Genomic DNA, 26433 nt, shown 5'->3' on the forward strand with positions numbered 1-26433 from the left:
GTAGTTGCAATTACATGGCTGAATTAAACGAGCTGATTCTGGAACAGCTGTTATGGATTATTGGCGGAATGGCATTACTTACGGTGATCTTGCTGATTGTGAGTATTGTTCAAGGGGCAAAGTTACGAAAGTTTAAACGTAAATATGAAGCCATGATGGCTGGCAGTGGAGTAGAGGACCTGGAATCATTGCTGATTAATCTGAAACTTCAGATGGACAGCATTGAGGATGAACACAAACTGCAAACGAATCAGCTGCAAGTTGTCATGCAAAAGCTGACCCGCATTCAAGGTAAAGTTGGCGTGAAAAGGTACAATGCATATGGAGAGCGTGGCAGTGATCTGAGCTTCTCAATGGCCATGATTAACGATAGCCAGGATGGCATGATTCTTACGGGGATATATAACCGCGACGGTTCTTATGTATATGCCAAACCTCTTAAAGGGGGAGAGTCCACGTATACTCTGTCCCCAGAGGAAAAGGAAGCTATTACTCTGGCACAGCAAGCAGAGTAGAACGTGTATGCCATTCCCGAATGGCCGAGTACAGACTGCTGGATATAATCTCGGACATGCGCATAACAAGACTGAGCCGTGTGTTCTGTAGAACAAAGTATTCCATAAAGCCGCCGACGTTAACGATACCTGTCAGATGGATATCGCCGACCGGCGGTAATTCTTTATTTACCCCCGCACCCGGCTTGAGTGGACCATTCACAACTTGAATGCATCCCACACTGGATGATTGTCCGAGACAGGCGTCAATGCCAATCACATAAGGGTTATGGTGTGTTTTCTGTATGTTGTGGAGTGTATCTTGCAGGTTCATCGCATGGACTGGTTCATCCAAGGTACCATATAAATGGAATAAAGGGCTGTCCCACTTGGAAAGGGCTGATCCGACCAGAGGACCAAGGCAGTCGCCTGTTGAGCGATCTGTTCCGATGCAGACAATCACTACATTTTGCAGAGAATGGGCTTTATAGAGATGGAACATTAAGCGATGGGTAATGGCTGAGTGAATACCTGGATCGGTATGGGGGATTTTCAAACTGGTCATGTCTTGTGATGAAAAGGAACGCGAAGTAGGATTCATAGGATCTATCCTTTCCCTTGGAATAGTAGTAACAGTATATGGAAAGGTAGAGCGTTTTATACTTCACGAGGACAAGCTTTTTCTCTAGGGTTGGACGTATGGCGAAAGGAGCCGAACATGGACGAATGGATTAACGATTGGATGCTGATTGCGTTTGATTCAACCCAGCAGGCACTGCGTGCTGAAATGCTGCTGGAGTTTGCTGAGATAGAGATTGATTTGTTCCCTACACCAAAAGAAATTACAGCAGGGTGTGCGCTATGTATTCAGTTTCCAAAAGAGGATCTGGAGCGAGTGCAGAAGATCATTCGTAACGAGTTCGTAGAGATCCGAGGCCTCTATTTCAAAACAGAAGACAGCTATGATAACATACCGATGTAGAGGAGGGATGATGAATGTTGTCATTTCAGTTTGCTCAAGGGAATGATGGCGGCGGTGCGGTAGCGGCCGTCGGTGAAGCCCTTCGATGGACGGATAAAGTATGGAACAAAATTGCAGATCCAGAAATGTGGCTTAACATTATGTTCAGCTCAATCCGGATCATCATTATTTTTATCATCACCCGTATTGTCATTAAGGTAGTCTATCGAATTATAGATCGTTCTATGGAACGTAAGCAGGAAGGCAAGATTCGCGTGAATCCGCGGAGGTTCGTAACCGTAGGGGAACTGTTGAAAAATGCGACCTCCATAACATGTAATTTTATTATGATTCTGCTACTGTTATCTGAGATCAATATCCAAGTTGGACCTCTACTCGCGAGTGCCGGTGTGCTCGGGCTTGCCATTGGTTTTGGTGCACAGGGTCTGGTCAAGGATGTTATTACCGGTTTCTTCATTATATTGGAGGACCAGTTCGCTGTGGGGGATGTTATTCAGACGGGAACCTACAAGGGAACGGTTGAAGTGATCGGACTTAGAACAACGAAACTAGTCAGCTGGCAAGGCGAAGTGCACATTATCCCAAACGGGGCGATTGCAAGTGTAACGAACTACTCCATGTCGAATTCGCTGGCTGTAGTGGATATTCCGATGAAGGCGGACTTAAGTCTCGATGAGTCAGTACATCTGGTGAAAAAGTCTTTGGTTGGGATTGAAGAGCGTGACCTAAATATTGTGAAGGTGCCGGATGTGCTCGGTATACAGTCGATGTCTACATCTGAGTATGTGGTGCGAATTGTGGCTGAATGTATGCCTAACTCTCGTGCTTCGGTGGAACGTCAGATTCAGGGCGATGTGAAAAAAACGCTGGAGTATCATGAGATGAGCAATCAAGCTGTATTGGAACAGGCAGTAGCTTTGGAGAAAGATGAGGGGGATGGCACAGGTGGAGCGTAAAAGTTTCCAGCTTGGGGATATCGTGCAGATGAAGAAGCAGCATCCCTGTGGCAGCAATGAGATGGAGATCATTCGTATGGGTATGGATATTCGGATTAAGTGTGTCGGATGTAAACACAGCGTGTTGATTCCAAGAGCGAAATTCGAGAAAAACATGAAGAAGGTACTGCGTTCAGCCGAAGATTCCACTGAATCCTGATCTTGCAATAATTCGGTATGCAGTATGCGTAATAACGTTTACATGCAGGCTCCGTAGGAGTGTTGCGTTCTGTAAATGATCATGCTATAATCAATATTGCTGCGGAAAGGTACCCAAGAGGCCCAAGGGGGCTGACTCGAAATCAGTTAGGCGTGTCACAGCGTGCGTGGGTTCGAATCCCACCCTTTCCGCCACTTCAATTGTAACTTACTCAATACACATTGAGTTTAATAAAAAGATCGATAAGAAGACTTTCCATTAGGAAAGTCTTTTTTGGTATAACGGTTTATTGAATATGTATTGAACATGTATCCACATCAGATGCATCATTAATGACTCGAACGAAAAACAAAGAGCCCCGAAGGGCTCTTTATCCGGCGGTGCATTTGTTTGTTAGGAAACAATCGGTCGTAACAATCAGACACTTGGTGTACTGCACGTAGCAATACGCGTGCTTCAGACGAAGGGCCTTACTACACATAACCACTTGCTTCTTAAATTACGTGATGAATCTCCAACAGCGAATGATCGGCTTCGTTGTCCAACGGAACCACACCTCTCTCGTGCACCGCCTGATTGTATTATGTGCTTTATTCTGTTTTATATACATGGATCGTAAAAAAGTATTGCGATTAATGGACGCGGGCTTTGGTCAGCTTCTTCCACTTGCGATTATGATTGCTTGTTTCGGGAAAAGCTTCACCTTTTTGCAACGTTACCCGCTTTGGGTTCTGAATTTCCGTGACAAAGCTTTTTTCCCCAACTTCCGTGTACTCTCCATCGTTTGGGGCTTTGTCTCCTGGTTCAAACTCGGTTTTTTCACCCATGATAAAACCTCCTCTGCAGATTATGTTACTTTGTTGCTTCTGTAGTGTGCTCCATAGCCGGGCTGATCATGTGCCAATATGTACAGGGAACGTTTGCTTGCACTTTGACTCGGTATTTGTTATATTAATATAGTTCGAGTTTGTGCTCGTTCCTTGCTCTCAACCTAGATTGAGGGCCAGAGTCCATAAGGAGGTGAAAATTATGCGCAAATATGAAGTGATGTACATTATTCGTCCTGACATTGAGCAAGAAGTTGTTCAAGCTACAGTCGATAAATTCCAAGGCATCATCTCCAACGGCGGTGGTGAAGTTACAGCTCACGACGTTATGGGTAAACGCCGTCTTGCGTATGAGATCAAGAAATTCCGTGATGGTTTTTATGTTCTGGTACATTTCACTGCTGAACCAGCAGTTGTAACTGAACTTGAGCGTCTCATGAAGATTTCTGACGAAGTAATTCGTTATCTCATTACCAACGACGTTAAGTCTGCTTAAGACTACTCGTGATTAACGCACCAATACGCTCTGAAGGAGGGGATTACATTGTTGAACCGTGTCATTCTGATCGGACGGTTAACCCGGGATCCTGAGTTGCGTTACACTCCAGCAGGAGTGGCAGTTACGCAATTTACTTTGGCAGTGGACAGACCGTTTACAAGCCAAGGGGGAGAAAAGGAAGCCGATTTCATTCCGGTCGTAACCTGGAGACAGCTTGCCGAGACCTGTGCGAACTACTTGCGCAAAGGACGCCTGGCTGCAGTCGAAGGACGCATTCAAGTACGGAACTACGAGAATAACGAAGGAAAACGTGTATACGTGACCGAAGTCATTGCCGATAATGTCCGTTTCTTGGAGTCAGCTAACCGTGATAATAGCGGTGGCGGCGGTGGGCAACCAATGCGTGAAGAGCCTTCTTATGGAGGCGGCGGACGCGCGAACAATAACAATAATTCGCGTAGCAACAATCAGGATCCTTTTTCCGATGACGGAAAACCGATTGATATATCGGATGATGATTTGCCATTTTAACATGAGCTGATACTCTTAGGAGATATGGGTTACATGATAGGAAAGGACTGAAAAGCATGGGCTTCAAGCAAAGAGAAGGCGGAGACAACGATAAAAGACCGGCACGTCGTGGCGGCCGTAATAAACGTCGTAAAGTGTGCTTCTTCACAGCTAACAAAATTACTCACATCGATTATAAAGATACGGACTTGCTTCGTAAATTTATCAGCGAACGTGGAAAAATTTTGCCACGCCGTGTAACAGGTACTAGCGCTAAATATCAACGCATGCTGACGATTGCAATCAAACGCTCCCGTCAAATCGCATTATTGCCATACACAACTGAGTAGTTTTTACTCAGCTTGCATACGAAGCAGTCGGCTTATAGCCGGCTGCTTTTTTGTATATATCAATAGAATTATTAATAACAGATCCACTCTAACAAATGGAAGAATTCAATACTGTGGTGATAGAAGCATTCAAGGCTCAAATGAATTATAATAGAGTCTAATCTACTGAAAAGGTACAGGCAGCAGGAATAGCTGTTTATTTCAGAATAAACACCAGGAGTGGATATGAATACATCAAAACGTAAAGGCAAACAGAGAAAAAAGAGTCTGAAAAACTGGATTATAGCTACTCTTTTACTTTCCATTATATATGTATGGTTACAGCAAAAAGATGATATAAATAATATGTGGCCTGGGACAACAATCCAAGAAGCTCTGCCAATCACCGGCCTACATCCTGTGGTAGCAGAGAATGAGAAATTATTGGTACGTAAGGCAGCGAGACGTGGAATAGAGATTGTTATCACCCACGGTTACCGAAGTTCCGAGGAGCAAGATGCACTATTCAACCAAGGACGCTCAAGCGCAGGCAATATCGTTACTAATGCACGTGGTGGTGAGTCATATCATAACTACGGATTGGCAATTGATTTTGCACTGAGGACGCCTGAGGGTGATGTGGTGTGGGATATGGAACGTGATGATAACGGCAATGGCGAGGCAGACTGGATGGAAATTGTGGATCTTGCCAAAGAGTTAGGTTTCACTTGGGGTGGAGACTGGGCAAACTTTCCGGACTATCCTCACTTGCAGATGGATTTTGGACTGAGTATTAATGAGTTAAAACGTGGTAAAAGACCCCCTGACTCTCAGTAAAAGGTGTTATATATACACTTAAATGAATAATTATTAGATAAGCTCTGCATTTTGCAGGGCTTTTTTCTTTCTTTTGTAAAATAAATGATAAAAGATGACAATTTGGTCTTTACATTAGCAAATAAATAAAACTATACTAGATTAACTAGATTTTTTACTCTGATCGCACATATTATTTCAATTGTAAGCATAACGGCTCCGGTTCAATAAAATTCAGCTATAGATCGAGATATAATCATCACTCATATATGTAACATTTACCTCACGCAAAATTAAGAATGTCTACTTAAATCAAAGCATACACATACACTAAATGTAACTATTATGTTATGTATATGTTATATCGGCTAAATGCCTATGTTCACCTCATAGCCAAAAACAAGATAACACCTCTCAAAATTCCTGCTATATGCCTTTATAGTATTACTAATATCCAAATCTGTAGTATAAAAAACATTTATACCAAAAATCTCAAAATAAGCATTGACGTTAGCTAAAATTACACGTATGATTACATTAATTATTTTGATATATAATTCCGCTAGGAATTATCAACATTAATTGACCAATGGTCTAAATATAAGTCTCTTAAACTTGTTTCTCCTAACAATTTGGTATTTTGTATAAGCTATTGTTCGTTATCTTCAAGAACTTGGAAATATACAGTGGATGCATTTCTCTACACACGAATACAATCTACGGAAATTATGGGGTTAGGGTGATTGATTTGAATACAGAGCTATTGGAAGTCAGAAATCTAACAACATCATTCAGAATTGAAGATGACTATTATGCAGCAGTGGATCACGTTAACCTTACGGTGAAGAAAAATGAAGTGTTGGCAATTGTAGGTGAATCCGGGTCAGGTAAAAGTGCTTTTGCATTCTCTCTTATGGGTTTGCATAACAAAGCAAAGATCGAAGGCCAGATCCTCTATAAAGGACAAGATATTGCCAACATCTCCCCAAGCAAGTTAAACAAGCTACGCGGCAAAGAAATGGGCATGATTTTTCAGGACCCATTGTCCGCACTAAATCCTCTAATGATTATTGGTGAACAGATTGAAGAGATTCTCACACTTCATCAGTCCAAGCTGTCTTCTAGAGAGAAGAGAGAAAAGGTCATTCACTTATTGAATCAGGTAGGAATTCCACGTCCCGAACAAATATACAAGCAATATCCCCACGAACTATCTGGTGGTATGAGACAGAGAATTGTTATTGCCATTGCGATTGCCAACAAACCGGAACTACTCATAGCCGATGAACCAACGACGGCGCTTGACGTTACGATTCAACTACAGATTCTGGAGCTGATCCGTGATCTGAAGAATGAAATTAACGCAGGCATTATTCTGATTACACATGATCTGGGTGTCGTAACTGAGATGGCTGATCGCGTTGCAGTTATGTATGCAGGCGAAATTGTTGAAATCGCAGATATCTTCACATTGATGAACGATGCGAAGCATCCATATACCCGCTCATTGTTGAACTCTATTCCCACCCTGTCTGAAGAAAGATCCAAATTACATGTCATCCAAGGCATCGTACCATCACTCAAAAATCTTCCTCGCAAAGGGTGCAGATTCAAAGCCCGAATTCCATGGATTAGTGAATCGGCTCATGAAGAGAACCCACAGATGCATGAAATTGCACCAGGTCACTTTGTACGGTGTACCTGTTACCAGCACTTTCATTTCCCTGACCAAAGCTGAGGAGGAATAACATAATGGCATTACTCGAAGTAGAAGGGCTTAAGATACACTTTCCGATTCGCGGTGGATTGCTTAAACGGGAAATTGGCAGTGTAAAGGCTGTTGATGATGTTAGCTTCTCCATTGAAGAAGGACAGACTTATGGTCTGGTTGGCGAATCAGGTTCAGGAAAAACAACAACAGGCAGAGCCATTATTGGGCTAAACCATGTCACTGACGGAAAGATCCTGTTTAACGGCAAAAATCTGGCTACGGAGCGACGTAAGAACAGGCAGCTCCAGCGGGATGTACAAATGATTTTTCAAGACCCATATTCATCACTGAATCCAAAGAAGCGGGTTATCGATATTATCGCTGAGCCGTTTCGTAACTATGAGCGTCTGACAGCTACCGAGGAGAAAAGACAAGTAAGAGAATTACTTGAAAAGGTTGGCCTGAGTCCGGAATCAATCTACAAATATCCTCATGAATTCTCCGGCGGACAGCGTCAACGGATAGGCATCGCACGGGCTATTGCCCTGAAGCCGAAGTTAATTATCGCTGATGAACCTGTATCTGCACTCGATGTATCGGTACAGGCTCAGGTACTCAACTTCATGCAGGAAATTCAAAAAGAATTAAATCTGACCTATCTGTTCATCAGTCACGATCTGGGTATCATCCGTCATATGTGTGATGAGATTGGAATTATGTATAAAGGTCGATATGTGGAACAGGGCACAACAAATGATATTTTTGAGAATCCGCAACACATCTATACCAAACGTCTCATTGCAGCCATTCCGGATATGGACCCAACCAAACGAGAGGAAATGGTAGCCTTCCGTCAACAGGTCAAATCCGAGTATGAACATTCATACCGAAATTTCTTTGATGAGGAAGGACTTGCATACTCGCTCAAATCCATTTCCGATACTCACCGAGTAGCTCTACCTCAGAAAGGTTGAAGGCCATATGTGGAAAACGATAGTACGCAGAATTATCATAATGATCCCTCAGATCTTTTTACTTAGTCTTTTGGTCTTTCTGATGGCCAAGGCCATGCCGGGCGATGCACTAACCGGATTGCTTGATCCAAGCGTTGATCCCAAAGCATTGGAAGCCCAGCGAGAGAGATTGGGATTGAATAATCCTTGGTATGTGCAATATTGGGACTGGATCAAAAACGCCATCCAAGGTGATTTTGGGCAATCCTTCCGTTTCAAAATGCCGGTTACCGACTTGATCGGTCAGCGTGTAGCAAATACATTCTGGCTCGCACTGGCGACACTTGTACTGACTTACCTGATCGCTATTCCACTGGGTATCATCAGTGGTCGTTACAACGATACCTGGTCTGATCGGTTGATCACGGGATACACTTACCTGGGGTTTGCCGCACCATTGTTCATCTTCGCACTGGTGATGGTATGGATCTTCGGATTCCACTTCGGCTGGTTCCCGACAGGAGGTAGCGTTGCGCCGGGTCTTACACCAGGCACATTCAGCTACGTAATGAGTAAGTTCTATCATCTATTATTGCCGGCATTATCGATGGCACTAATTACAACGGTATCTACGGTTCAATATTTACGTAGTGAAATCATTGATATCAAGCATAAGGAATTCGTTATTACTGCCAGAGCCAAAGGCGCCTCGGAATCCCGGATCTACAACAGGCATATCTTGAGGAACTCACTATTACCTATCGCCGCGTTCTTCGGATATGAGATTACAGGGCTTATCGGAGGTACGGTATTTATTGAAAGTATATTTAGTTATCCAGGTATGGGGCAGTTGTTCCTGAGTTCCATCTCATTGCGTGACTTCAGCGTTGTGACTGCACTCGTATTGTTGTATGGCGTAGCTTCCATTCTCGGGGCATTGCTGTCTGACATAATTCTAGGAATTGTAGATCCACGTATACGGATCAAGTAAGAACTTGAAGATTTCGGGGTGAAAACAAGATGAGCAAGGCCAACGAGGTAGTTGTAACTTCACAAAAGGTTGATAAAAGCCCCTCCAGCTTGAGTATTTTATGGAGGGAGCTTGTCAGAGATAAGGTGGCACTAATCTCGCTCATTTTCTTGGGCTTGGTCATGTTGCTGGTATATGGCACGTCTCTCATTCTGAATCAGGATGATATCGTACGCGTGGATCTGTTTGCCTTATATGAACCACCATCCGCGAAATATTGGTTAGGAACGGATTATGGAGGTCGTGATGTATTTGGCCAGCTGGTCATCGGTACACGTAACTCCCTGACCATTGGAATTATCGTAACGTTAATGACTGGCTTCATAGGTATCTTAATTGGCCTTTTATCCGGTTATTTCGGTGGAATGATAGACAACCTGTTTATGCGTGTTGTTGATTTCTTCATGATCCTTCCGATGTTGATGATTGTTATCGCGTTTGTTACGGCAGTACCGAAATACAATATCATCTCGTTCTCTCTAATCATGACGGCATTTCTCTGGATGGGTATCGCCAGATTGATTCGCTCCAAAGCATTACAGGAACGGGAACTGGATTATGTAAAAGCTTCAAAAACATTGGGCTCTTCTCATCTGAAGATTATGCTCTCACAGGTTCTTCCGAATCTGAGCTCCATTATTATTGTAACGATGACATTGAATCTCGCTGCCAATATTGGCCTCGAATCCGGGCTGTCTTTCCTCGGGTTTGGTTTTCCCGAAAGTACGCCTAGTCTTGGAACACTCGTAAGTTATGCACGTAATCCGCAAACCCTGGAATCCAGATGGTGGATATGGCTACCCGCATCGGTACTGATTCTGGTATTGATGTTGAGTATAAATAATGTCGGTCAAGCCCTAAAGCGTGCGACTGATGCAAGACAAAGAAGAGGTTAAAAAAAGGGAGGAAAGGTTCATGAAAAAGGGATTATTTTCACGGGGACTATTTTTCACGATGATGTTGGTCTTTGTATTGGTGCTCGCAGCGTGCTCTGAGAAAGAGGCAGCTACTCCAGCTCCAGCTTCCAACACAGAAGAGGGAAAAACGGAGGAAAAACCTGCTAATGAAGAGGGCGTTTACTCCATTGATGACTTCAACAATGTCAAAACGAATGAGGGTACTGCGATCGAGGGTGGATCGATTACATTCGGACTTGTATCGGATACTGCTTTTGAAGGTACACTGAACTATAACTTCTATTCCGGTAACCCGGATGTTCAGGTACTGCAATGGTTCGATGAGCCATTACTTACATGGGACAAAGACTATGTGTACACCAATGATGGTGCAGCAACATATGAGACATCTGAAGATGGCAAAACGTTCACACTGACCATTCGTGACAACGTAAACTGGCATGATGGCAAGCCGGTAACGGCTGAAGATCTGCAATTTGCTTATGAAGTTATTGGTAACAAAGCGTATGATGGTCCACGTTATGACTCCAACTTTACTAGCATAGTAGGTATGGAAGAATTCCATGCTGGAAAAGCAAAAACAATCTCTGGTATTAAAGTGCTGAGCGACAAACAAATCAGCATTACGTATAAAGAATCCACTCCGTCCCTGCTGACAGGTGGCGTATGGACGTATCCACTGGCTAAACATATCTTCGGCGATATGGATGTAGCAAAAATGTCTTCTTCCAAAGAAGTACGTGAAAAACCAATTGGTTTTGGTCCATTTAAAGTGGATGTAATCACTCCGGGTGAGTCTGTAACTTATGTTAAGAACGAAGACTACTGGCGTGGGGCTCCGAAACTGGACAAAGTGACTCTGAAAGTTATCAACCCGACAACGGTTGTTCAAGAACTGAAATCTGGCGGGGTAGACCTCGTGGATGCATTCCCGACAGATCAATACAAAGATAATGCTAACCTGTCCAACGTAGAATTCCTGGGCGCAATCGATCGTGCTTATACGTACATCGGTTTCAAACTGGGTACGTGGGATGAAGAGAACGGAAAAGTTGTAAGCAATGCCGAAGCAAAAATGGGCGACAAAAAGTTGCGTAAAGCCATGTGGATGGCTGTAGATAACGATCAAGTAGGTAAACGTTTCTATAATGGTCTGCGTTGGAATGCAACAACCCTGATTCCACCGTCTCACCCAGAATTCCATGATTCCAACAATCCGGGTGTAGCATATGATCCAGAAGCAGCGAAAGCATTGCTCGACGAAGCTGGTTACAAACTGGATGGTGAATTCCGTACGAATCCGGATGGAACACCACTCGAAATCAACTTTGTATCCATGACTGGTGGAGACACAGCTGAACCATTGGCTCGTTATTATGTTCAATCATGGGCAGCTATTGGTTTGAAAGTAAATCTGGAAATGGTTGAGTTCAACAGCTTCTATGACCGTGTAGGTAACACAGGTAAAGATGATCCAAACATTGATGTGTATCAAGCAGCATGGGGCGTTGGTATTGACGTAGATCCATCTGGTCTGTATGGCCGCGATGCACTCTACAACTTCTCCAGATTCTCCAGCGAAGAGAATGACAAATTGCTGGCACAAGGTATCTCAGCTGAAGCATTTGATGTAGACAAGCGTAAAGAGATCTACAATCAATGGCAACAATACATGGTAGATGAAGTTCCTGTATTCCCTACACTGTATCGTGCAGTTGTAGCACCCGTTAACAAACGTGTAATGAACTATGCGATTGGTGATGGAACAGGCGTTTACCTGAGCGACCTGCAAGTTAATGCAGACAAAGCAGTTGTAGCTCAGTAACACATTCTTAAATTAGCAGCTGTAAGGATTGGGGTCCTTTAAGAAGCCGGTTGCTAGATTATTAATGAAGAATTCTCCTGGGAAAATGAATAAAAAGTGTCTTTAAAAACATGGATTCTGTACACTCTGGCATGGGTGTATGGGGTTCATGTTTTTTTTGTAACCAAAAAATAAAAAAAATTTAACTTTTTTTCAAAAAAGTGCAGACAAAATGCCTCTTTACTTCGTCTATATAGGTAAGAGGTGATCATCTTATGAAAAAATGGTGGAAACGGGCAGGTATGCTGCTAGCTCTCTTGCTTATTATATATTTGGGTGTGAAACCGGACATGCTGGTAGGCAAACCGGGAATTAAAGCTGAATCTGCGGTACTAATGGATATGAACTCTGAACAGATCTTAATGGATTTTAACGGCTCCGAAGAGATTGCTCCGGCAGGCGTCAGTAAGTTGATGACAGAACTGTTAGTAATGGAGGCCGTGATCAATGGTGATATAGGCTGGAATGATCTTGTTAATGTGAGTCTGTATGCCAGCTCCGTGGGGGGTAGTCAACTGACCCTGAAACAGGGAGAGCAGTTCACCGTTCAGGAGTTGTTCGAGATCGTAGCTGTCTATTCAGCCAATGATGCAGCGGTTGCTCTGGCTGAACATATCAGTGGTACAGAGCAGAAGTTTGTGCAACAGATGAATCAGAAAGCAACTCAGATTGGGCTGTCTGAGGATACACAATTCACGAATTCAACGGGCCTCAGTGAAAAGCTGCTTGGTCCTAACCGTCCAATGGATATACAAGGGCAGACCTTAATGACGGCTATAGATGCATGCAAGCTTGCGCGATATCTGCTGAATAACCATCCCGAGATTTTAAGAATCTCCAGTCAAATGCAAGTATCAATGCACCAAAAAGGGATGTACATGAGTAACACGAACTGGATGTTGTCCTCCATTGGTGGGCCGTATGCTTACGATGGGAATGACGGATTAAAGACCGGGTATGATGAAGATTCCGGATATCATTTTGTGGGGACAGCTGAACGTGATGGCAAAAGACTGATATCAGTTGTATTTGGAACAGATACTCGTGAAGGGCGTTTTGTGGAGACTCGGAAGTTATTCAACTATGGGTTTTCGGGAAACCGAGTCAGACCAGATTATTGAAGCATTACGCAAGCGTTAGTACGTTAGATAAGATATGAGGGCTGTCCGCAGGTTCGACTGAACATGTGGTAGCTCTATTTTATCGAATCGGGGGTAAATTGATCCATATAACCATATTATTAAATTGACATATGGTTTTCTTTTGTTTTAAAATGACCAGTGAGTCATTATTATTCAACTCGGTTTAATATATATGTACCAAACCAACTGTACGATACTGAATTTACGATCTGATCGGGAGGTAACTTGTGATGCAAAAACAAATGAAATGGCCGCTAATCCTGTTCGCCATAGGGGTATTTATGGCTGCGCTGGATAACGGGATCATCACCTCTTCACTGACCACCTTAAATGCATCATTTGGTGTGTCGCCAACATGGGGAGCATGGACGATTACGCTTTACACGCTTGGGCTTGCGGTGAGTGTACCTATTGCAGGCAAACTGTCGGACCGTTATGGTCGCAAGAAGCTATTTTTGATTGAAGTGGCGTTGTTTGGGATCGGGTCCCTGCTTGTCGCGCTGAGCACATCGTTTACCTTTTTCCTGATTGCTCGTGTCATTCAAGCTTTGGGCGGTGGTGGGATTTTTATCATTGCCAGCTCATATGTATTAAGCAAGTTCCCGGCAGAGCGACAAGGTACAGCCTTGGGTCTACTGGGAGGGATGAATGGTGTTGCCGCTATCTTGGGACCCAATGTCGGTGCTTTTATACTGGATCTGACTGGCAACTGGCATTGGTTATTCCTGATTAACGTGCCTATCGCCATTCTGCTATTCATAGCAGGTATTCGATTTATTCAGGAAGAGCAGGAACTGAATCGTGCAGCAGTGGACTGGAGCGGTATTGCTGTCCTAACGTTGGGTGTACTCAGTTTAATGTATAGCTTCAGCAATCTGGACGGTGTGAACATGCTTCAAAGCCTGGGATCACCGATGTTCTACGGTTTCTTCTTGGCAGGTGTAATCATTCTGGTGCTCTTTTACTTCATGGAAAAAAGGCTGGAAGGATCTGAACGTGAACCTGTTGTATCGACACAGCTTCTGGGCATTGCGTCCTTTCGCTGGACGCTGTTGATTGCCTTTTTCTCCGGAGCCATTCTGGCCTCGGTGATCTTTATTCCCGGATTTGTTGAGCAATATCTCGGCGTATCCAATACGGCCTCCGGGTACTGGTTTACTCCGCTTGCGCTGGCATCTGGCATCGGGGCAGGTGGAGGTGGATACCTCGTTGACCGCAAAGGGCCAATCTGGACGTTATCGGTTGCGGGGCTGCTATCTGCCATTGGATTCCTGCTGTTCCCGCTATGGGTGGAGCATATCTGGCAATTTGTCATCGCGAGTACACTCGTAGGTATCGGTTTCGGTATGATGCTTGGTGCGCCAGTTAACGTACTTGTCACGGAACAGGCGGGGGAGAACAACAAGGGCATCGCGGTAGCGACCAGTTCGTTATTCCGCCAGATGGCGATGGCTATTGCACCTACGATTTTCGCTGGATTCCTGGCACGGTCGTTCATTAATCTGGGGTCCAACATTCAGGCAGGATTTGCTGACAAAGGAATTCAGGTGCCTCCGGAGATGCTGGAGCAATATGCATCGGGTGGAGCAGCAGGGAGTGATGTCTCCAGTCTGACAGAGGGCCTGTCCCAGATTCCTGATGAAGGCATCCGTGATGTGTTGCTCCAGGCAGTGCATCAAACGACAGGGCAGGGTTATAATGGCCTTTTCTGGTCTGCGGTGGTATTCAGTGTGCTTACGCTGGTAGCTGCGCTTATAACGGGACGTCTGCGTCAAAAAGAGAAGAGCCAACATGTGGAAAGTATATCCACAAACTGATTCGATAACGTTAGAAATGAAGAGAACAGTGTACCTTTTGTAGCTAAAAAGGAGTCGCTGTTCTTTTCAATTTAACCGGATTGTAACTTTTCTTGCTCTCGCAATGATTACAATAGAACGAGCGTAAGCGGTGTCTTGATTCAAGAGAGAGAAAACTTCAGTGAACACCGAGTCACAAGGCATCCCAGACGTTTAATTGGTATTATATAAGTTGAACGAATCGTTACACTTCATCACTGCGAGTTCAGAATAACCTTCCGATCGCTGTTATCCCCAGATTTTTTTAAATTACCTTATTCAAAAGGTAAAAATCCGTTGATAAAGGCGAGCGCTACGCTTCTTCAGGTTTTTTCTGACCTCTCCGTTATTAGTGTAAATATTAGATGAAACTTATATAGTAGGCAGTATCATTTCGATAGTGAAGAAGGAATCGATGGATGAAAAGCAGAACTAAAGATAAGAAGAAGAAAAGAAGAAAAGGCCTATATATAACGCTCGTTTCGCTTGTTGTTTTGTTAATCGGAGGGTATTTGTTCCGTCAGCAGCTGGCTGTAGCGGCATTTGATCTGTTTCTCGCCGGTTCGGTAGAAGATCAGTTATCCCGCTCTTATGTACCGCAAGAAGGCAACAACACGCCTGATCCAACGGTATACCGTAAGGAACCTTTCTCCGTATTACTGTTAGGTTCGGACAAACGCGCCTATGAGAAAACGCGTGGACGTTCCGATACCGTCATCTATGCTGTAGTACGTCCGAAGGAATCCCGTGTGTTGTTGGTATCCATTCCACGTGATACGTATGTGCAGATTGTAGGACGGGATGCCAACAAGGACGGCGAAGATGATTATGATAAGCTGGCGCATGCCTATGCTTTTGGTGGGGAGAATATGTCCATCAATACCGTGGAGAAATTTCTTGATGCTGATGTGGGTTATTATGCAACGATCAACTTCGACGGAATCAAAAAAGTGGTTGATGCGCTTGGTGGTGTAAAACTGCCAATCGATGAGGACATTGTGAACAAGAATCCGGATCACGTGCAATTCACGATTGAAGGTGGTAAGCCGATCTATGACGGGCAGGAAGCACTGTATTATGTAAGATACCGTGAGGATAGCGATTTTAATCGTACCAAGCGGCAGCAGATTTTCTTGAACGCGATGGCGAATGAGATGCTGAATTTGAATCAAATCGCCAAAATTCCGGAATTGATTCAGATCATGGGAGACAGCTTCCAGACGGATATGCGAGCATCTTTCATTATTGATCTGGCTAAACAAGTGCTTACTCAGGAGAAACCGCAGATTTCAAGCTTCACCATTCTGGGTGAGGGGATGAAAAAAGACGGTATCTATTATGGTCAGGCTGACGAGAAAGATGTCCAATATGCCAAAGAGCTGATTAACAACTGGATGGATCAATCGACCCCAGCCGGTGAAGTCATGATCCCTGACCGGCAAAAGATTGAATAACCAATTCCATACCAATGATGTGTTGTAGACCACAATCAGCAGTACGTTTATTCGCGGGCTGCTGTTTTTTTTCTTTGTATTGAGAACTATTATCCTTTTGGAACATCCTGCGTTCTGATCCGTATAATATAAGTTGAGCGAGATAAGTTGAACGAAGAAATTCACAAGGAGGATACACAAGGGTATGAACATCGCATTTTTTTTGCTACCCAAACAAGAGGTTACGTGCGTGACGTCGGATTCTACGCTGCGGCAAACGTTGGAACGGATGGAATATCATCGTTTTACGGCGGTACCCATTTTGAATAAAGAGGGCAAATATATTGGTACGGTTACCGAAGGCGACTTACTGTGGTATATGAAGAATGCCGAGGGAAAGATTTCATTTGAAAACGCTTCAAAGTTCTTGCTCAAGGATGTTCCCCTTCGCTTGGATATTAAACCTGTATCCATTAACGCCAACATGGAGGACCTGATTAATCTCGCTAAAGTTCAGAACTTTGTTCCTGTGGTCGATGATATGGATCGGTTCATCGGTATTGTCAGACGGAGTCAGATTATTGAGTACTGCGAGGGCATTGTAGCCAAAGAATCGATCAAGGCTAAGTAAGGCTGTTACGAATTTAAACATTATTGTGTCATGATGGATAATCACAGCCGTCCGGTATCATGTTAAACTTAAGAAGTCCTGAACAAGGGCCGCATTCGAAGTTTTTTACAAATATATAGGTCGATAGGATGTACGGAGGACTCCGCATAAGTACCTGACATCAGTTTCGGAGAACTTCTCCGCTTTTTGGGGTAATTTTGCGGGCCCTCTTTTTATGCTATAATCGAGAATAAAGCTTTTTCGGGGGAGAGTGACTTTCGCCAAATGCCTAAAGAACTGGATGTAGCCAAACGCGCTAAAGTGATTGAATGGCTGAAAACCGAAGTGCTTGATCAGGTATCCCGATTATTCAAGGCGTTATGGGAAGGCAGTACAACTCGAATCGGGGACAGTCTTGCCAGTTTGATTATGAGTAGTTACATATTGGGCCGCAGGCTCGGTATTCCTTTCAAGGATCTGGATGCACTGCTAGTTGAGAAGTTGAAAAAGCATAAACAGGAAGGTCACCAGCTTGAAGACTGGTACCAGGATATTTCCTCGCTAGAAGATCATATGCGTAAGAGGTGAATTTGTTGAAATTTAGCTTTAAATCAGCTGTTTGGAGCGCAGTTTATCTGCTCTTGCTACTTTCGCTGTTAACTCCTTTATCGGTACTTGCCATATTTTTTATGATGATTCCGGGAGTTATTTTGTATGCTTCATTATCTTTAAAATCATTTATATGGCATCTCGTGCCCGTAGCCGTTATTTTGGTCGTATTCCACCCCATCTATCTGTTACTATTGCTCATCTTTACCCTGCCTGCGATCGTTATGGGTCACGCGTATAAAACACGCAAATCAGCCCTGTTCGCGCTGATGGCGGGAAGTGGCATGATGTTGGCAGAATACTTGTTGTTGCTCTTGGTCGGCAGCGTCATTTTCCAATTCGACCTGTCCAGTTATATTGAAGATGTGGTCAAATTGACCATTGAACCGTTAACCAATACATCGAATCAGATGATTAACGGTTTTGCATGGACACCTGAGATGACCGAGGATGTTGCCAAACAAACACAACTTATGATTCCGTTTGCTCTCGTTGTCACATCGATGGTAATGGCCTTTATTACACACGCCATAGCTCGTCCAATTCTGAACGTGATGGGTGTGGTGGTATCGAAGCTTCCACCAGCGAGAGAATGGCGTATGCCGCGTGCATTGATCTGGTATTATTTCCTTGCTCTCTTGATCGAAGTGATCTCCAGACAAAGTGATGGAACATACTGGACCATGATTGCCATGAATCTGTCGCCGTTAATTAATCTGGGCTTCATGATTCAAGCGATCGGTTTCTTCTTCTTTCTCTCACATACAAAGAAATGGAATCCGGTTATACCATATTTCCTGGCGGCAGCGGTCTTCTTCATTGGTCCGCTTCGGATTATCGGAATTATCGATCTGGCGTTCCCGCTTCGTGAGGCAATATCGAAATCAAAACGATAGGGTGATGAGTCATGCCTAAATTTCTGAAGAAACGCTGGCACGGCTACTATACCGTATGGGCGTTCATACTGCTGCTGTTGCTCGTTATGTTCGTTACCATTTATAACTGGACGCTTGGTTTGATTAGTCTGATACTGGCTTCGGCGCTGGGAATCGTCATGATTAAGGCGGAGCTCGCGTTCCGCCGTGAGCTTAACGACTACATTAATGGCCTATCTATTCGGATCAAACGGATGGAGGGGGAAGCGGTCAGCATGCTTCCATTCGGAATTGTGCTGTACAGCGAAGATCGTACGGTAGAGTGGCATAACCGCTTTGTCGCGGAGATGTTCCAGGAGAAGACAATGGTGGGTAATCCGCTACTTAATATGTTTCCCAAACTTCCTCAGCCTAAAGAGAAGAAAGATGGGACGAAGGAACATTCATCCAAGGAGTTGCATGACGAATTCCAGTTGGATGATCGGCATTATGGAGTTATTCATAACCCGCAGGAGCGGTATGTATATGTATACGAGATTACGGAGCTAGCCATTCTTCGTGATAAATATGAAAATGAACGCCTTGCATTGGGAATTCTCGTTCTGGATAATCTGGACGAGGCTGCCCAAGGCATGGACGATCAACAGCGTACAGCGCTGATTGCTCGAGTGACCAGCGAAATTACGTCTTGGGCCAAGCGGTACGAAGTGTACCTGCGCCGTCTGTCTTCTGATCGTTATCTGTTGATGCTGAATCATAAGTCTTTGCAGGAACTGGAGCAGAGCCGATTTGTCATTTTGGATGAGGTTCGGGAGATGACTGCTGACCTCAAAGTGCCAATGACACTCAGTGTTGGACTGGCGTTTGGATCGGATAGCATCAGTGAGATGGGAGAACTGGCACAGTCCAGTCTGGACATGGCACTTGGACGTGGTGGTGATCAGGCTGCCGTGAAGTCCGGACAACGCCTGTCTTTCTATGGCGGCAAGTCTAACGCAGTGGAGAAACGGACACGGGTAAGAGCCCGCGTTATTGCGCACGCGCTGCGTGATCTGATGCAGGAGAGCGACCGGGTGCTCATCATGGGGCACAAAATTCCGGATATGGACGCGATCGGCGCATCCATCGGAGTGTGGAAAGCGGCCAGTCTGTACAATGTGGAAGCCCGAATTGTTCTGGATGGAATTAATCCATCGATTGAACGCATGATGGAGCAAGTGAACAAGGACGAGAAGTTGTCCAAAGCATTTGTATCACCGGAACAGGCAACCCAGATGATGACCGAGCACACGTTGCTGGTGGTAGTGGATACCCATAAGGCCTCCATGACCATGGAGCCAAAACTGGTACAGTCTGCTACCCGTGTCGTCGTTGTGGATCACCATCGCCGGGGCGAAGAGTTCATCAATGACGCAGTGTTGATCTATCTGGAACCTTATGCGTCCTCTGCTGCCGAATTGGTAACCGAACTCTTGCAATACATTCATGATAAGGTACAATTCACTCCGCTAGAAGCTACGGCTCTACTTGCTGGGATTACGGTGGATACGAAGCATTTTGCACTGCACACGGGGTCCAGAACGTTCGAAGCGGCAGGTTTCTTGCGCCGTAGCGGTGCGGACACCATTATGATCCAGCGGTTGATGAAAGAGGATCTGTCAGAATATATTGCTAAGGCAGAAATCATAAAGCATGCTAAAATGGTATATGGAAACATTGCGCTGGCGGTCACAGACCCTGGCAGCAAGATTTCACAGATGATGATCGCCCAGGTGGCGGATACATTGCTGAACATGACTGACGTGGTCGCTTCATTTGTGATTAGTGAGCGTCCGGATGGACTGATTGGCATCAGCGCGAGATCGCTGGGGCGCATGAATGTCCAAGTTGTCATGGAACGACTGGGCGGTGGCGGACATTTGACGAATGCTGCCGTGCAGCTTGAAGGAACGCTTGGAGAGGCAGAAAAACGGCTGACGAACGTACTGGCTGAAATCGAAAAGGAAGAGGGGCTGTTCGAATGAAAGTCATTTTTATAAAAGATATGAAGGGTCAAGGCAAGAAAGGGCAAGTGAAAGAAGTATCTGAGGGTTACGCACAGAACTTCCTATTGCCACGGGGAATCGCACGTCTGGCAACAGACGGCAACATGAAGACACTGGACAACCAGAAGGCGGCTGAAGAAAGACTCAAACAGGAAGAGAAAGCGGAAGCGGAAGCACTTGCGAAAAAGCTGGAAGCAGAAGTGACTGAACTGAAAGCCAAGTCCGGCGAAGGTGGTCGTCTGTTTGGCGCCATTACTAGCAAACAGATCGCAGAAGCTTTGTCTAAAAAGGGTCTGAAAGTAGACAAACGTAAAATTGAGCTGGACGAGCCTATTCGTACACTCGGCGTAACACAAGTAACTGTCAAGATTCACCCTGAAGTGAAGGCAATCTTGAAGGTACAGGTAACGGAAGAGTAAGATGGGCGGCGAAATGTCATTCGACCGGATTCCCCCGCAGAACCTGGAAGCCGAACAGGCCGTGCTGGGTGCAATCCTGTTGCAGGGTGAAGCCCTAATTACAGCGATGGAACGGGTGCAAACCGAGGATTTCTATGATAAACCCCATCAATTAATCTTCGAAGCGATGATCCAGCTTGGCGAGGGAAATCAACCGATTGACCTCGTGACACTGACTTCGCTTCTGAAGGATAAAGGTGAGCTGGAGGACATTGGTGGCGTTAGTTATCTAGCAAAGCTGGCTCATGGTGTACCTACAGCCGCGAACGTAGACTATTACGCTCAGATTATCGAAGAGAAATCGATGCTGCGTCGCCTGATTCGTACGGCAACACAGATCGTGAGCGAAGGATATACAGGCGGAGAAGATGTTGCAGCGATGCTCGGAGAAGCTGAACGTCGCATTCTGGAGATCTCCAACCGTCGCTCCAGTAGTGGTTTTATAGCCATACAGGACGTACTGATGGAAGTATTCGATCGTGTGGAAACACTTCATCAGAATAAGGGTACAACAACAGGTATTCCGTCCGGGTTTATCGATCTGGACAAGATGACTGCCGGATTCCAGCGCAGTGACTTGATCATTGTAGCGGCCCGTCCTTCCGTAGGTAAGACGGCCTTCGCCCTGAATATCGCTCAGAACGTAGCCATTCGGGCTCAGGAGACGGTAGCCATCTTCAGTCTGGAGATGTCAGCTGCCCAGCTGGTGCAACGTATGATCTGTGCGGAAGCCAACCTGGATGCCAGCGTAATGCGTATGGGTGACTTCAAGGGTGATGAAGACTGGCAGAAGCTGACGATGGGTATTGCAGCTTTGTCAGAAGCCAACATCTTTATAGATGATACACCAGGGATTACCGTAGCGGATATTCGTGCCAAATGCCGTCGTCTGAAGAAAGAGAAAGGCCTTGGCATGATCCTGATCGACTATCTTCAACTGATTAGTGGACGTGGTAAAGCAGGGGAGAACCGTCAACAAGAGGTATCCGAGATCTCACGTACACTGAAACAGATTGGCCGGGAACTGGAAGTTCCGGTTATTGCCTTGTCCCAGCTGAGCCGGGGTGTAGAGCAACGTCAGGACAAACGTCCGATGATGAGTGACTTGCGGGAATCGGGTTCGATCGAGCAAGATGCTGACATCGTAGCGTTCCTATACCGGGATGACTACTATAACCAGGAGACCGAGAAGAAAAATATTATCGAGATCATTATCGCTAAACAGCGTAACGGTCCGGTAGGTACGGTGGAACTGGTCTTCCTGAAAAACTTTAATAAATTCGTCAATTACGAGAGGGCGCACAATGACGCCTTCGCGATGTAATGGGCAGGTGCTGACGGCTTTGATCAAGAAGCCAGAATCGTCTGTCCCGAAGATCAACCATTAGAGCAACTGAACGCAAACATGTGTTATAAATACCAGATATAGATTCACATTGAAATGGGTATCCTTGAACCGGTGATAGCAGTCAAGCAAGATTGGACTGGAGTCTCCGGTTTTTTGTGTCGAAATAAGGGGTAAATCCCGAACATTACAGTTGTACTATATATAATTGTTCGCCATTTGATTTGACTTTGAAAAAGGGTACTGGTACACTAATACTGCTGCGTTAAAGTAGCGCAAACCTTCCCTTGAATGTAACGGAAGGACATTTTTACTGTCCGTTAGCACGCTTCTCAGTCGGTTTATTGCGTAACATGCCTGCCGGGATAGAGGACGGACAGACCAATACAAAGGTGCGCAAGGCACCCACGGAGGAATGTTAACTATGTCAACGGTAGTTGTAGTGGGAACGCAATGGGGAGACGAAGGAAAAGGTAAAATCACGGATTATTTGGCGGAGAGCGCTGATGTGGTGGCTCGTTATCAAGGTGGTAACAATGCGGGTCATACAATTCTGATTGATAACAAAAAATATAAACTGACGATGATTCCATCAGGGATTTTCTACACGGATAAAGCGTGTGTGATTGGTAACGGAATGGTTATCAACCCGAAGGCACTCATCGAAGAAATTAACTATATTCATGACAATGATTTTACAACGAAGAACCTGTCCATCAGTGAGCGCGCACATATCATCCTGCCATATCACATGGTACTGGATGCACTCGAAGAAGAGAGCAAAGGCCCGAACAAAATCGGTACGACTGGCAAAGGAATTGGCCCATGTTACATGGACAAATCAGCCCGTATTGGTATTCGGATGGTTGACCTGCTGGATGCTGAAGACTTCGAACTGAAACTGCGTCATCTGGTCAAAGAAAAGAACCGTGTCATCGAGCAAGTCTATGGCGGCCAGCCTGTTGATGTGGAAGAGATTCTGCAAGATTACCTCGGATATGCTGAAATTCTGCGTCCTTACGTACGTGATACATCCGTTGTACTGAACGAATATATTGATGAGGACAAAAAGGTATTGTTTGAAGGTGCACAAGGCGTTATGTTGGACCTTGATCAAGGAACCTATCCATTTGTTACATCATCCAATCCGTCCGCAGGTGGCGTATGTATCGGTTCTGGCGTAGGCCCGGCTCGTATTCAACAAGTCATTGGGGTAGCGAAAGCTTACACAACCCGTGTAGGAGATGGTCCATTCCCTACGGAATTGCATGATGCAATCGGTGACCAAATCCGTGAGACTGGACATGAGTACGGTACGGTAACTGGACGTCCACGTCGTGTAGGTTGGTTCGATAGTGTTGTTGTTCGCCACGCGCGTCGTGTCAGTGGAATTACAGGTCTGTCCCTGAACTCTCTGGACGTAATGACAGGTCTGGAAACCGTAAAAATCTGCACAGGATACAAATTCCGAGGCGAGGTCATCACACACTATCCGGCAAGCCTCAAAATGCTGGCAGAATGTGAAGCGGTATACGAAGAGATGCCAGGCTGGAGCGAAGATATCACTGGAGCTAAGAAACTTGAAGACCTGCCAGTGAACACACAGAATTATGTAAAACGTGTTTCCGAACTGACAGGCATTCCAATTGCCATCTTCTCCGTTGGTCGTAACCGTGAGCAAACGAATCAAGTTCTTCCAATCTACGAGTAATCGAAGAAATAGAGAGATTGTTTCTTGAATTATAAAATAGAATCCTTTGCCGACTTAGGCATGTTAAGCCTCCAGTTGTTGCTTTTATAGCGATGACTGGAGGTTTTTTGTATGTTTTTCGGATATAATCCCGAGATTTCCGTCAATACTGGTTAACAGTAGAGTCACAGACCCCAGCATGCGCATGCTAGACGGGTGGGATAATCGGAGGGAGAGAACGGAATGAAGTTGCTTGTGTGGTTTGTTAAAATCGTGCTAACCGTGTTGCTGGTCAGTTCACTGACACTGCTCACGACCGGATTAATTGTACAGTCATATGCGAAGTCGCTACTCGCGAGTTTCAATATTCAGTGGGAGGGTCAACCCATGGGGTTAACCGCTATGTTCCAAGGTGCCTTGGGCGGTAAAACCAGCGAGGGGAATAAATCAGGAAATGGGACGACAGATCAGCCGACAGGAGCGGACGAAGAGCAGGTTCCGGAAGATGCTGTTTCAGTTATGGGGAATGGAACAGAGAACGGTCAATCTGGCATAGATGCGGGCAACAATGCGTCCCAAGGAAGTGGCTCAGGCGAGGGCACAGGGGAAGGTTCAGGTACAGATACGACCGTAGGATCAAACTCAGGCACAAGTGCAGGCAATGGGACGGATACGGGCACGGGTAATGACTCAGGAACAGATCAGGGTAGTGGTTCAGCTTCAGGCAATGGAACCGGAGCGGCCAGCGGCGGTGCTTCTTCAGGCAATGATGCTATTGTCGTATCACCGGATGACATTACAGGAGCGAAGGACAAGCTGCCAGCAGAGGAGAAAGAAAAAATCTTCAGCCTGCTCATGAATAAGCTTCCACAGAAGGAAATGCAACAGATCTCAGGTGCCATGGAAGGTGGCCTAACGGAACAGGAATTACGTGAGATTGAACAGGTGATCTCGAAGTACCTGACCAGTGAAGAATACGACAACCTGATGGAAGTACTGCAAACAGAATAGGATGATAGGCAGGCAGGGAAGACAGGTGTGCTCATAGACGTATCGCCTGATTCATAATGTAATGGACTTGTCGAGGATGATTGAATATAATTTATTTAGATAAATTCTGGAAATGCCTGTAGGAGGGAAAAGTGTATGAAATATAAAGGTAAAGAACACAACATATAAAAACGTTCAGGCAACATTGCAGAAACCTCCAGTCCAATTCGTGGACCTCCGTTCATAGGTGCTTTCAAGAGAACCGATGGACTTGTGTTTACGAATACACTAATTGGAGGTTGTATTGACCATGAACTTATATCATTCTAATTCAGAACCATCAGTAAAAGAGTTTGCCGAGGCGGCGAAAGAGCGATACGAGCAAGGGCTGCAAGAGGCGGACCAGCCGTTTAGTGGCTGGGATTTTAGCTATGTAACAGGGAGTGGGAGACTCCAGAGCGGAATATTGCCTTGGTCATATGGAACGATGGCGCGCCGATTATTGAATCAAACAGAACGAATGCTCGACATGGGGACTGGTGGAGGAGAGATGCTGTCCAGACTCCGTCCCCTTCCTCCATACACATGTGCGACCGAGGGCTATCTCCCCAATATACCTATTGCAGAGGAACGTTTACAGCCGCTCGGTGTGAAGGTGCTTCCAGTGACTGATGATTCGCAACTTCCTTTCACAGATGGGGAATTCGATCTGATTCTTAATCGGCATGAGTCGTATGATGAGCGGGAAGTTAGGCGGATTCTATCGGTAGGGGGAATGTTTCTAACTCAACAGGTAGGTTGGTCAGATTGCAGGGAGATCAATGATCGGCTCGGCATTCCTATGCCAGCGGATTACGCTGGATGGGAACTGGATCGTGCTGTTCTTCAGCTGGAACAGTCTGGATTCCGTACTCTGGAGCAACGGGAAGCAACCCCTGCACAACGTTTCTATGATATAGGCGCACTGGTATATTATCTAAAGACTATCCCGTGGCAAGTACCTGATTTCAAAGTGGAACAGTTCCGTCAGCCGTTAATGGATATTCATATGGAGATGGAGCACAATGGATTCTGGGAAGTACAGCAAAAGCGATTTGTAATTCTTGCAGTCAAAGAATAGAGACATAAAAGTTAATTTCTATTGTGGCATGAGATGAAATCCAGTTTAAGATAAACCACAAACAGGTTGTTTACGTAATCCCTTATCAGAGTTGATCTGATGAGGGATTTTATATGTATTTTTATGAAAAATAAAGCATATTTCACTGGGTCTTAGAACCTAGTCTTAATTTGCGAACAAAAGTACATAGTACA

Annotated in this window: 27 protein-coding genes and 1 tRNA gene; 26 read left to right on the forward strand and 2 right to left on the reverse strand. The window is 45.1% G+C overall.

What is annotated here, in order from left to right; translation table 11 throughout:
- The first annotated feature begins 14 nt into the window (after nt 1-14).
- Nucleotides 15-515, forward strand: coding sequence for a DUF4446 family protein (locus MKY28_RS26190; protein ID WP_047841029.1), 501 nt, complete (start codon nt 15-17; stop codon nt 513-515).
- Here the strand turns inward: MKY28_RS26190 and yyaC are convergent.
- Entirely contained in the window at nt 490-1095 is a 606-nt protein-coding gene (yyaC, locus tag MKY28_RS26195) for a spore protease YyaC (protein WP_036611957.1), read from the reverse strand. The genes MKY28_RS26190 and yyaC overlap by 26 nt on opposite strands.
- A gap of 117 nt (nt 1096-1212) precedes the next feature.
- On the opposite strand from yyaC, the gene MKY28_RS26200 reads away from it, so the two are divergent.
- From MKY28_RS26200 to MKY28_RS26215, 4 genes are all read left to right on the forward strand, one after another.
- Entirely contained in the window at nt 1213-1476 is a 264-nt protein-coding gene (locus MKY28_RS26200) for a DUF3343 domain-containing protein (RefSeq protein ID WP_017691427.1), read from the forward strand.
- Between the two features lie 14 nt (nt 1477-1490).
- A complete protein-coding gene (locus tag MKY28_RS26205) occupies nt 1491-2432 on the forward strand; it encodes a mechanosensitive ion channel family protein (RefSeq protein ID WP_445670911.1) in 942 nt (313 codons plus the stop codon).
- Complete coding sequence (locus MKY28_RS26210) at nt 2422-2631, forward strand: DUF951 domain-containing protein (RefSeq protein WP_036611950.1); 210 nt, start codon at nt 2422-2424, stop codon at nt 2629-2631. Before MKY28_RS26205 ends, MKY28_RS26210 begins: the two co-directional genes overlap by 11 nt.
- Nucleotides 2632-2734: 103 nt before the next feature.
- Nucleotides 2735-2825 (forward strand) — tRNA-Ser (locus MKY28_RS26215).
- 438 nt (nt 2826-3263) lie between these two features.
- On the opposite strand, the gene MKY28_RS26220 is transcribed toward MKY28_RS26215, so the two are convergent.
- Nucleotides 3264-3458, reverse strand: coding sequence for a YjzC family protein (locus MKY28_RS26220; RefSeq protein ID WP_036671877.1), 195 nt, complete (start codon nt 3456-3458; stop codon nt 3264-3266).
- A gap of 202 nt (nt 3459-3660) precedes the next feature.
- Between MKY28_RS26220 and rpsF the strand changes: the two genes are divergently transcribed.
- The 21 genes from rpsF to MKY28_RS26325 all read left to right on the forward strand — a co-directional run bounded on the left by rpsF (nt 3661) and on the right by MKY28_RS26325 (nt 26239).
- Complete coding sequence (rpsF, locus tag MKY28_RS26225; protein WP_036611944.1) at nt 3661-3954, forward strand: 30S ribosomal protein S6; 294 nt, start codon at nt 3661-3663, stop codon at nt 3952-3954.
- Nucleotides 3955-4002: 48 nt separating this feature from the next.
- Nucleotides 4003-4488, forward strand: coding sequence for a single-stranded DNA-binding protein (gene ssb / locus MKY28_RS26230; protein WP_017691432.1), 486 nt, complete (start codon nt 4003-4005; stop codon nt 4486-4488).
- Nucleotides 4489-4544: 56 nt separating this feature from the next.
- Complete coding sequence (gene rpsR, locus MKY28_RS26235) at nt 4545-4817, forward strand: 30S ribosomal protein S18 (RefSeq protein WP_017691433.1); 273 nt, start codon at nt 4545-4547, stop codon at nt 4815-4817.
- A 225-nt stretch (nt 4818-5042) separates the two neighbouring features.
- Nucleotides 5043-5633 (forward strand): M15 family metallopeptidase, encoded by a 591-nt coding sequence (locus tag MKY28_RS26240; protein ID WP_340937388.1) that lies wholly within the window; start codon nt 5043-5045, stop codon nt 5631-5633.
- A gap of 727 nt (nt 5634-6360) precedes the next feature.
- The gene (locus tag MKY28_RS26245; protein WP_340937390.1) at nt 6361-7350 is read left to right on the forward strand and encodes an ABC transporter ATP-binding protein; all 990 of its coding nucleotides are present in this window, start codon (nt 6361-6363) and stop codon (nt 7348-7350) included.
- 14 nt (nt 7351-7364) lie between these two features.
- Nucleotides 7365-8297 carry an ABC transporter ATP-binding protein gene (locus tag MKY28_RS26250; protein WP_017691436.1) on the forward strand — a complete coding sequence of 311 codons (933 nt, stop codon included), beginning with the start codon at nt 7365-7367 and terminating at the stop codon, nt 8295-8297.
- 7 nt (nt 8298-8304) lie between these two features.
- A complete protein-coding gene (opp4B, locus tag MKY28_RS26255; RefSeq protein WP_036611942.1) occupies nt 8305-9267 on the forward strand; it encodes an oligopeptide ABC transporter permease in 963 nt (320 codons plus the stop codon).
- Between the two features lie 29 nt (nt 9268-9296).
- Complete coding sequence (locus MKY28_RS26260) at nt 9297-10202, forward strand: ABC transporter permease (protein WP_036611941.1); 906 nt, start codon at nt 9297-9299, stop codon at nt 10200-10202.
- A 19-nt stretch (nt 10203-10221) separates the two neighbouring features.
- Nucleotides 10222-12048, forward strand: a complete 1827-nt coding sequence (locus MKY28_RS26265; RefSeq protein WP_076252184.1) for an oligopeptide ABC transporter substrate-binding protein — start codon at nt 10222-10224, stop codon at nt 12046-12048.
- Between the two features lie 254 nt (nt 12049-12302).
- The gene (locus tag MKY28_RS26270) at nt 12303-13208 is read left to right on the forward strand and encodes a D-alanyl-D-alanine carboxypeptidase family protein (protein WP_076252182.1); all 906 of its coding nucleotides are present in this window, start codon (nt 12303-12305) and stop codon (nt 13206-13208) included.
- A gap of 251 nt (nt 13209-13459) precedes the next feature.
- Complete coding sequence (locus MKY28_RS26275) at nt 13460-15046, forward strand: MFS transporter (protein ID WP_340937391.1); 1587 nt, start codon at nt 13460-13462, stop codon at nt 15044-15046.
- Between the two features lie 437 nt (nt 15047-15483).
- Nucleotides 15484-16518 (forward strand): LCP family protein, encoded by a 1035-nt coding sequence (locus MKY28_RS26280; protein WP_036671869.1) that lies wholly within the window; start codon nt 15484-15486, stop codon nt 16516-16518.
- A 184-nt stretch (nt 16519-16702) separates the two neighbouring features.
- A complete protein-coding gene (locus tag MKY28_RS26285; RefSeq protein ID WP_017691444.1) occupies nt 16703-17128 on the forward strand; it encodes a CBS domain-containing protein in 426 nt (141 codons plus the stop codon).
- Between the two features lie 264 nt (nt 17129-17392).
- The gene (locus tag MKY28_RS26290) at nt 17393-17695 is read left to right on the forward strand and encodes a MazG-like family protein (protein ID WP_036611930.1); all 303 of its coding nucleotides are present in this window, start codon (nt 17393-17395) and stop codon (nt 17693-17695) included.
- The gene (locus tag MKY28_RS26295; protein ID WP_243391271.1) at nt 17692-18612 is read left to right on the forward strand and encodes a DUF2232 domain-containing protein; all 921 of its coding nucleotides are present in this window, start codon (nt 17692-17694) and stop codon (nt 18610-18612) included. The genes MKY28_RS26290 and MKY28_RS26295 overlap by 4 nt, the downstream gene beginning before the upstream one ends.
- Nucleotides 18613-18623: 11 nt before the next feature.
- A complete protein-coding gene (locus MKY28_RS26300) occupies nt 18624-20615 on the forward strand; it encodes a DHH family phosphoesterase (protein WP_076216655.1) in 1992 nt (663 codons plus the stop codon).
- A complete protein-coding gene (gene rplI, locus MKY28_RS26305) occupies nt 20612-21055 on the forward strand; it encodes a 50S ribosomal protein L9 (protein ID WP_340937392.1) in 444 nt (147 codons plus the stop codon). Before MKY28_RS26300 ends, rplI begins: the two co-directional genes overlap by 4 nt.
- 1 nt (nt 21056) lies before the next feature.
- Nucleotides 21057-22418, forward strand: a complete 1362-nt coding sequence (gene dnaB / locus MKY28_RS26310) for a replicative DNA helicase (RefSeq protein ID WP_047841021.1) — start codon at nt 21057-21059, stop codon at nt 22416-22418.
- Between the two features lie 445 nt (nt 22419-22863).
- Entirely contained in the window at nt 22864-24150 is a 1287-nt protein-coding gene (locus tag MKY28_RS26315) for an adenylosuccinate synthase (protein ID WP_036671866.1), read from the forward strand.
- 222 nt (nt 24151-24372) lie between these two features.
- On the forward strand, nt 24373-25140 hold the full coding sequence (locus tag MKY28_RS26320; protein WP_340388234.1) for a hypothetical protein: 768 nt from the start codon (nt 24373-24375) through the stop codon (nt 25138-25140).
- A gap of 289 nt (nt 25141-25429) precedes the next feature.
- Entirely contained in the window at nt 25430-26239 is an 810-nt protein-coding gene (locus tag MKY28_RS26325) for a class I SAM-dependent methyltransferase (RefSeq protein ID WP_340937393.1), read from the forward strand.
- Nucleotides 26240-26433: the final 194 nt, after the last annotated feature.

Source organism: Paenibacillus sp. FSL R5-0473 (genome assembly GCF_038004565.1).
In the GTDB taxonomy this organism is placed as follows: Bacteria; Bacillota; Bacilli; order Paenibacillales; family Paenibacillaceae; genus Paenibacillus; species Paenibacillus amylolyticus.